The organism is Campylobacter sp. 2018MI13, from assembly GCF_018501135.1.
In the GTDB taxonomy this organism is placed as follows: domain Bacteria; phylum Campylobacterota; class Campylobacteria; order Campylobacterales; family Campylobacteraceae; genus Campylobacter_E.
Genome location: NZ_JAHCZC010000268.1, coordinates 1 through 410 on the forward strand (window position 1 = coordinate 1; position 410 = coordinate 410).

At 62.7% G+C, this 410-nt stretch carries 1 protein-coding gene; it reads left to right on the forward strand.

Annotation, left to right across the window (positions count from 1 at the left end; genetic code table 11):
- Window positions 1–40: 40 nt before the first annotated feature.
- On the forward strand, window positions 41–410 hold a 370-nt coding region (locus tag KJQ99_RS11430), incomplete at its 3' end, for an ATP-binding cassette domain-containing protein (protein WP_284467061.1).

Genomic DNA, 410 nt, shown 5'->3' on the forward strand with positions numbered 1-410 from the left:
CCTGGGGTCTTCGGGGTGTGGCAAGACGACCCTGCTGCGGATGGTCAATCGGATGGTTGATCCATCTGAAGGACGAATACTCATCGACGACACTGATGTCGCCACCGTCAATCCGGTCAAGCTGCGCCGCCAGATCGGATACGTCATGCAATCGGGCGGATTGCTCCCCCACCGCACTGTTGTTGACAACATCGCCGCTGTGCCCCTTCTCTCGGGGGTTTCGCGGACTGCTGCCCGTACCCGAGCGATGGACTTACTCGAAAGAGTCGGCCTCGATTCTTCCGTGGCGCGTCGATACCCCACCCAGCTATCAGGCGGGCAGCGACAACGAGTCGGGGTGGCACGCGCCCTGGCCGCCAACCCCGACATCCTCCTCATGGACGAGCCTTTCGGTGCTGTCGACCCGGTGG